The sequence below is a fragment of the Streptomyces glaucescens genome (genome assembly GCF_002154375.1).
In the GTDB taxonomy this organism is placed as follows: domain Bacteria; phylum Actinomycetota; class Actinomycetes; order Streptomycetales; family Streptomycetaceae; genus Streptomyces; species Streptomyces glaucescens.
Genome location: NZ_MUND01000727.1, coordinates 1 through 7,345, shown reverse-complemented (window position 1 = coordinate 7,345; position 7,345 = coordinate 1). Strand labels below are relative to the sequence as shown.

The window sequence follows — 7,345 nt, the reverse complement described above, 5'->3', positions numbered from 1 at the left end:
TTGCGGACACGACCTAGGGCGGAGGTCGCGGGGGTGCGGCGTAGGACGAAGGGCCCCGCCGGTCTGCGGCCCGCGTCCGAGGCGTGGTGGGCGCTCCGGTTCCTACGGTGTGGCCACGCCGAGGGACGGCGGTGAGGGGCCGAGGCGATGTCGCGGACGCCCCTGGGGACGAGGGGACGTGGATCATGCCGGTGGCGATCATCACGGGGGCGTCGAAGGGGCTGGGGCGGGCGCTGGCCGAGGCGCTGGCCGGCCGCGGCTGGGATCTGGTGCTGGACGCCCGTGGCGCGACGGTACTGGAGGAGACGGCGGCGCCGCTCGCCGGGCATGGGACGCGGGTGACGGCCCTGCCGGGAGATGTCACGGACGCCGGGCACCGCGCGCGGCTGGTGGCGGAGGCCTGGCGGCTGGGCGGGGTGGACCTGCTGGTGCACAACGCGAGCGCGCTGGGCGCGGAGCCGCTGGTACGGCTGGAGGAGCTGACCCTGGACGGCCTGCGGCGGGCGCTGGAGGTGAACGTGGTGGCCGCGCTGGGCCTGGTGCAGGAGGCGCTGCCGCTGCTGCGGGCGTCGGCGGCGGGCGCGGTGGTGGCGGTCAGCTCGGACGCGGCCGCGCAGGCGTACGAGTCGTGGGGCGGCTACGGGGCGTCGAAGGCGGCCCTGGACCGGCTCGCGGCGGTGCTGGCCGTGGAGGAGCCGGGGCTGCGGGTGTGGGCGGTGGATCCCGGGGACATGGCGACCGACCTGTACGCGGCGGCCGTGCCGGACGACGACGCGCCGCGGCCGGAGCCGGCCCGCGTGATGCCGGCGTTCCTGCGGCTGCTGGAGGAGCGGCCGGCGAGCGGGCGGTACGCGGCGCCCGCGTTGCTGGAGGCCGCGCGATGAGGGCGACGGCCGTACGGGTGCCCGAGGCGTTGTCCGCACGGGTGCCGGTGGAGCAGCGCGGGCCGGGGCTGGACCGGGACGCCGTACGGCTGCTGGTGTCGCGGGGTACGGAGGTGTCGCACCACGCGTTCGTGGAGCTGCCCCGGCTGCTGCGGGCCGGCGACCTGCTGGTGGTGAACACCTCGCCGACGCTGGCCGCGGCGGTGGACGGGCGGCTGGGGCACGCGCGCGTGGTGGTGCATTTCTCCACCCGGGGGGACGACGGCCGGTGGGCGGTGGAGCTGCGGGAGCCGGACGGGCGGGGCACCACGCGTGCGCGTGCGGGAGGGCCGGCGGGATCGGTGCTGCGCCTGCCGGGAGGTGCGCGGCTGGTGGTGGAGGAGCCGCTGGGCCGGGGCAGCGGGCGGCTGTGGTGGGTGCGGCCGGAAGGTGCGGACGTCCGCGCGGTGCTGCGGGAGCACGGGCGGCCCATTCGCTACTCCTATACGGAGCGGGATCAGCCGCTGTCCGTGTATCAGACGGTGTTCGCGCTGCCGTCGCCCGACGGGGAGGGGAGCGCGGAGATGCCGAGTGCGGCGCGGCCCTTCACCCACCGGATGGTGACGGAGCTGGTGAGCCGCGGGGTGCGGTTCGCGCCGGTCGTGCTGCACGCGGGGGTCGCGTCGGCGGAGGCGCACGAGCCGCCGGCTGCGGAACGGTTCGCGGTTCCGGAGGCGTCGGCGCGGCTGATCGACGCGACGCGGACGGACGGGGGCCGGGTGATCGCCGTGGGGACGACGGCGGTGCGGGCGGTGGAGTCGGCGGTGGACGCCGACGGGGTCGTCCGTGCGCGTGCGGGGTGGACGGATCTGGTGGTCACCCCGGAGCACGGGGTGCGGGTGGTGGACGGGCTGCTGACCGGGCTGCACGAACCGGAGGCCTCGCATCTGCTGATGCTGCGGGCGGTGGCGGGGCGTGCCGCGGTCGAGCGCGGGTACGAGGAGGCGGTGCGCGGGCGGTACCTGTGGCACGAGTTCGGGGACGTGCATCTCGTACTCCCCGAAGCGGCCCTCACCCAGAGCGTTGCGACGGCAACCACGGGTGAGACCAGGGCTCGGGCGGTGTGAGCCCGCGCATAGGGCCCAGGTCACGTACGAAGGCGCCTAGGAGTGGGCAGTGCTCGGGATGAGCGGGACAGACGGTCCAATCTGTCCCGATTTGCCCTTAGGTGATCCACTATCCGGCATCGTACGTCACACCTTTGCCTCGGGTTTTTGCTGCCGCTAAGAATGGCTGCCGTCGCTCAGCGCCGCGGGTTCGGCCCGCGGCGTTCGTGCGGGAAGATCCCTGTCCCCCGCCGGACGTAGAGCGACCTCCGCGCTATTCGAAGAGGTCCATCCGCCATGCCCAAGAACACCCAGAACCCCGGTCACAGTCGCGTGCCGACCAGGACGCACAAGATCGCGCTCACCGGTGTCGCCGCCCTCGGCGCCGCCACCCTCGCGTTCTCGCTCGTCCCGGCCGGCGGCAGCACGACCACGACCGAGGCCGGTTCCACGGCCGCGGTGGCCTACAGCTCCGAGCAGATCAAGGACGTCAAGGGCACCGTCACCGACCAGCTCGCCGGCGCGAGCGTGAAGGTGGAGTCGATCGAGGCGAAGCGGAAGGCCGCCGCCGACGCCGCCGCGAAGCTGAAGGCCGCGGCCGAGGCCAAGGAGAAGGCCGCCGCCGAGGCCGCCGCGCAGGCCGTCAAGAAGGCCGCCGCGCAGGCCGCCGAGGAGCAGGCCGCGCAGGAGCAGGCCGCGAAGGAGGCGGCGCGGGAGCGTGCCGCGCAGGCCGCCGCGAGCCGGACCACGAAGCGCGTCGCCGTCCAGCCGGCCGCCGCCAAGACGTACCCGAACACCCTCGACGGATGGATCCGCGAGTCGCTCGCGATCATGAAGAAGCACGGCATCCCCGGCTCCTACAGCGGCATCCACCGCAACATCATGCGGGAGTCCTCGGGCAACCCGATGGCCATCAACAACTGGGACATCAACGCCCAGAACGGCATTCCGTCGAAGGGCCTGCTCCAGGTCATCCCGCCGACCTTCCAGGCCTACCACGTCCCCGGCACGTCCTGGGACATCTACGACCCGGTCGCCAACATCACCGCCGCCTGCAACTACGCGGCCGACCGCTACGGCTCGATGGACAACGTCAACAGCGCGTACTGAGGCCGGCGCGGGCCTCGGTAGCGCCGAAGGGCGGCACCCTCCTGACGGGGTGCCGCCCTTCGACGTCGTACGACGCGCCTACTTGCGCATGACCTCGGGCTCGTGGCGGCGCAGGAAGCGTGCCACGAAGAAGCCGCAGACCACGCCGAGCGCGATCAGGGCCGCCATGTCCAGACCCCAGGTGCCCAGGCTGTGCTCCCACAGCGGGTCGGTATCGGCACCCTCCTCGGGCGGGCTGATCTTGTTGAAGTCCAGCGTGGCGCCCGCGGCGGCGACCGCCCAGCGCGACGGCATCAGATACGAGAACTGGTTGACGCCGACCGTGCCGTTCAGGGCGAAGAGGCAGCCGGTGAAGACGACCTGGATGATCGCGAACATCACCAGCAGCGGCATCGTCTTCTCGGCCGTCTTCACCAGCGAGGAGATGATCAGGCCGAACATCATCGAAGTGAAGCCCAGGGCCATGATCGGCAGGGACAGCTCGATGAGGGTGGCGCCGCCGAGGATCAGGCCCTCCTCGGGGATCTCCCGGCTGGCGAAGCCGATCACGCCCACCAGCAGGCCCTGGAGCACCGTGATCACGCCGAGCACGAACACCTTGGACATCAGGTACGCCGAGCGGGACAGGCCGGTGGCGCGCTCCCGCTCGTAGATGACCCGTTCCTTGATCAGCTCACGGACGGAGTTGGCCGCGCCGGCGAAGCAGGCGCCGACGGCGAGGATCAGCAGGACGGTGGTGGCCGTGCCGTTCGGGATGATCCGGCCCGTCTGCGCGTTGACGTTGGGCAGCAGGCCCTGGTCCGGCTTGATGAGCAGGCTCACCGCGCCGAGGACGGCCGGCAGGATCACCATCAGGGCCAGGAAGCCCTTGTCGGAGACGATCACCGATACGTAGCGGCGCACCAGGGTGATGAACTGGGACATCCAGCCCTGCGGCTTCGGCGGCCGGATGGCCTGCATCGGCTGCATCTGGACGGGCTGCGGGGCGACGGCGTCGATGTCCGCGGCGTACATCTGGTAGTGCTGCGAGCCCTTCCAGCGGCCCGCCCAGTCGTAGTCGCGGTAGTTCTCGAAGGCGGAGAAGACGTCGGCCCAGGTGTCGTAGCCGAAGAAGTTCAGCGCCTCCTCGGGCGGGCCGAAGTACGCCACGGAGCCGCCGGGCGCCATCACCAGGAGCTTGTCGCACAGGGCCAGCTCGGCCACCGAGTGGGTGACGACGAGGACCGTGCGGCCGTCGTCGGCGAGGCCGCGCAGCAGCTGCATGACATCGCGGTCCATGCCCGGGTCGAGGCCGGAGGTCGGCTCGTCCAGGAAGATCAGCGACGGCTTGGTCAGCAGCTCCAGGGCGACCGAGACGCGCTTGCGCTGGCCGCCGGAGAGCGAGGTGACCTTCTTGTCCTTGTGGATGTCGAGCTTCAGCTCGCGCAGCACCTCGTCGATGCGGGCCTCGCGCTCGGCGCCGGTGGTGTCGGCGGGGAAGCGCAGCTTGGCCGCGTACTTGAGGGCCTTCTTGACGGTCAGCTCCTTGTGCAGGATGTCGTCCTGCGGGACCAGACCGATGCGCTGGCGCAGCTCGGCGAACTGCTTGTAGAGGTTCCGATTGTCGTACAGCACCTCGCCCTGGTTGGCGGGGCGGTACCCGGTGAGCGCCTTCAGCAGGGTCGACTTGCCGGAACCGGACGGGCCGATGACCGCGATCAGCGACTTCTCCGGGACGCCGAACGAGACGTCCTTGAGGATCTGCTTGCCGCCGTCGACCGTGACGGTCAGGTGGCGGGCGGAGAAGGAGACCTCACCGGTGTCGACGAACTCCTCGAGGCGGTCGCCGACGATCCGGAACGTCGAGTGGCCGACGCCCACGATGTCGGCCGGGCCGAGCAGCTGCGAGCCGCCCTTGGCGATCGGCTGGCCGTTGACGTACGTGCCGTTGTGCGACCCCAGGTCGCGGATCTCCATGCGGCCGTCGGGCGTCGCGTGGAACTCCGCGTGGTGCCGCGAGACCTGGAGGTCGGAGACGACCAGGTCGTTCTCCAGGGCACGGCCGATCCGCATGACGCGGCCGAGCGAGAACTGGTGGAACGTGGTGGGGCTGCGGTCGCCGTGGGCCGGCGGCGCCCCCGCGGCACCGCCGGGCACCTTCTGCGCGAAGTGGTCCGCCGGGGCCTGGTGCTGCGGCGGGATGTGCGCCGCGGGCTGCTGCGGCGGCACCTGCGCGGCGGGCTGCTGCGGCTGCTGCCAGCCGGCCTGCGGGGCCTGCTGCTGCGGAGCCTGCGGCTGGGCGGCCTGCGGCTGCTGCGCCCATCCGGCGCCGGCGCCCTGCGCGGCGTACGGCTGCTGCTGGGGCTGGGCCTGCGGCGTGACGGCGGCCTGCGCGGCGCCGGACAGCGTCACCAGCGGTCCGTCGGTCGCGTTGCCCAGGTGCACCGCCGAGCCGGCGCCGATCTCCAGGTGGTGGATCCGCTGGCCCTGCACGAACGTGCCGTTGGTGCTGCCATGGTCCTCGATGACCCAACTGCGGCCGTTGAAGCTGACCGTGGCGTGCCGCCAGGAGACCCTGGCGTCGTCGAACACGAGATCCCCTTGGGGATCGCGTCCGAGTGTGTAGGACCTGGACGCATCGAGCGTCAAGGTCCGTCCGTTTGATTCCAGTACGAGTTCCGGCACTCCATGCCCCACTGAGTTGTCCCCCGAGTTACCCCCGTCGCGGGGAGTCTAGGGATGTCGAACATCGGGGGGAACTATTTCAGGAGCGGCCCCCTGACCGAAAGTCGGGCCTTGTGAAGACCGCGCACGGGCGCATGGAAGCGCTGTCGTTGACGGGGTCGAAACCTGCCCGGAGAGTGGTAATCCCCCGCGAGGGGGACAAGCGCGGCAGTCGCGCCGCACCGCGGATCAGGGGCTGCCCTGGGCGTCGAGGCCGCGCGGTACGGCACGCGGGCGCCCCGGGTGGATGTGCTGATGTCCGCGATCGCCGCTGTGAGCTGAGCATTGATGGGATGGCGGGGACGGCCGCGCTCGGGCTGCGGCTGCTGGAGGCCGATGCCGCGGGTTCGCTGGGGCCGATGACCGCGACGGTGGTGACACTCGGGGCGGGTGGTTCGGGCACGCCGTCCGGCGATGTGTCCGTGTCCGGCCTGGAGGGCGAGGAGGCCGCGACCGCCATCGATATCACGCCATTGGGCGTGAGCCCGGTCGGTGCGATCCTTTTGCCCTGGTTCTCCCTACGGTCGTTGCGGGCGGCCGGAGTTGTCGTCTCCGCCGCCGAACTCCTCTCCCGCGCGGGGGCGGTGACCGCGCTGTTCGTGGCGACGCTGGGCGGGCGGCCTGGGCGGGCACGGCGTCATCACCCTCGACGGGGGCGCGCTGGGACTCGACGACCTGCCCGGCGACTCCGGAGCCCGGCGCGGACGGCATCGGGATCCCGGGACTCGGGGACCTGAGGGATCTCGGCGGCCTCGCGGGGCTCGGAGGGGTCGGAGGGCTCGGAGGGGTCCTGCCCGATCGGCTCGGTGACCTCGTCGACGCCGAAGCGGCGGTCGGGGTCGGCGTCGACACCGGGCCGACGCTGCTGGGGAGGTGCGGCTTGGGCGGCCGGGGTGCTGATCGTCGCGCTGCTCGCCTCGCGCCGCACTCCCCTGCCGCCCGGCTGGCAGGCCGCGCACCGGATGGTCCGGCCCGCCGCGTCGGCGCTCGTCACGGGGCTGCTGGCCGCGTGGCGGCGGGATGCGCCGCGGCGGCGTACGCGGCGATCGGCGACGACCACCCCCGGCGGATCGCGGAGGGCCGCATCACTCGGGGCACCGAACGGTGTGGAGCTGGAGCTGTCGGCCGGCTTGTTCGTGCCCTGGGACGGCGAGGCCTGGGGGGGGCGCCCGCCCGGTTCCTGCCCGCCCCGCTCGACGACCTCCTCGTGGACTCGGGCCGGCCGGTCGCCCTCGGACGGCTCGCGGAGCTGGACGGACACGTGCGGCTGCCGGCGGTGGCGGCGGGGCTGGCTCTGCTGCTCGCGGGTGTGGTGCAGGCGGCGCGTACGCCGGTGGACGCGCCCTCCGGTGGCCGGGCACGGCATCCGGGGGCGGTGGGCTTCGCGGGGCGGTGCGCGCTGCGGCTGCGCGTGGCGACCGCGCTCGCGGTGCCCTGTCGGCGCCGCTGACGGAGGTCTCGCTGAACGTCTCGCTGCCGGTGCTCGGGATCGACGCCTTCGGCGCCGGGCTGGAGCTGCGCGCACACCTCGGCATGACCGTGCTGGTGGGCGCGGTATGGGGC

At 72.8% G+C, this 7,345-nt stretch carries 5 protein-coding genes and 1 pseudogene; 5 read left to right on the top strand and 1 reads right to left on the bottom strand.

From position 1 onward, the window contains the following. The first annotated feature begins 185 nt into the window (after window positions 1-185). The 3 genes from CCN42_RS36095 (at window position 186) to CCN42_RS36085 (ending at window position 3,079) form a co-directional block, all read left to right on the top strand. Complete coding sequence (locus CCN42_RS36095) at window positions 186-884, top strand: SDR family NAD(P)-dependent oxidoreductase (protein ID WP_086741561.1); 699 nt, start codon at window positions 186-188, stop codon at window positions 882-884. After that, window positions 881-1,990 carry an S-adenosylmethionine:tRNA ribosyltransferase-isomerase gene (locus CCN42_RS36090; RefSeq protein WP_086741560.1) on the top strand — a complete coding sequence of 370 codons (1,110 nt, stop codon included), beginning with the start codon at window positions 881-883 and terminating at the stop codon, window positions 1,988-1,990. The genes CCN42_RS36095 and CCN42_RS36090 overlap by 4 nt, the downstream gene beginning before the upstream one ends. Before the next feature lie 276 nt (window positions 1,991-2,266). Next, window positions 2,267-3,079: a transglycosylase SLT domain-containing protein gene (locus CCN42_RS36085; RefSeq protein WP_086741559.1), complete on the top strand. Its 813-nt coding sequence runs from the start codon at window positions 2,267-2,269 to the stop codon at window positions 3,077-3,079. 78 nt (window positions 3,080-3,157) lie between these two features. Here the strand turns inward: CCN42_RS36085 and CCN42_RS36080 are convergent, their stop codons facing one another. Further along, window positions 3,158-5,755, bottom strand: coding sequence for an ABC transporter ATP-binding protein/permease (locus tag CCN42_RS36080; protein ID WP_086741558.1), 2,598 nt, complete (start codon window positions 5,753-5,755; stop codon window positions 3,158-3,160). Between the two features lie 122 nt (window positions 5,756-5,877). Here CCN42_RS36080 and CCN42_RS46325 point away from each other — a divergent pair, with 122 nt between their 5' ends. Together CCN42_RS46325 and CCN42_RS46320 are read left to right on the top strand one after the other, a co-directional pair. Beyond that, window positions 5,878-6,519: a streptophobe family protein gene (locus CCN42_RS46325; protein WP_422641245.1), complete on the top strand. Its 642-nt coding sequence runs from the start codon at window positions 5,878-5,880 to the stop codon at window positions 6,517-6,519. 69 nt (window positions 6,520-6,588) lie between these two features. Beyond that, a pseudogene (locus tag CCN42_RS46320) lies at window positions 6,589-7,232 on the top strand (streptophobe family protein). Window positions 7,233-7,345 lie beyond the last annotated feature (113 nt).

Bases quoted from the DNA above. Each gene is read 5' to 3' on its own strand.
- CCN42_RS36085 (WP_086741559.1), top strand. From the start codon at position 2,267: ATGCCCAAGAACACCCAGAACCCCGGTCACAGTCGCGTGCCGACCAGG.
- CCN42_RS36090 (WP_086741560.1), top strand. From the start codon at position 881: ATGAGGGCGACGGCCGTACGGGTGCCCGAGGCGTTGTCCGCACGGGTG.
- CCN42_RS46325 (WP_422641245.1), top strand. From the start codon at position 5,878: ATGGAAGCGCTGTCGTTGACGGGGTCGAAACCTGCCCGGAGAGTGGTA.
- CCN42_RS36095 (WP_086741561.1), top strand. From the start codon at position 186: ATGCCGGTGGCGATCATCACGGGGGCGTCGAAGGGGCTGGGGCGGGCG.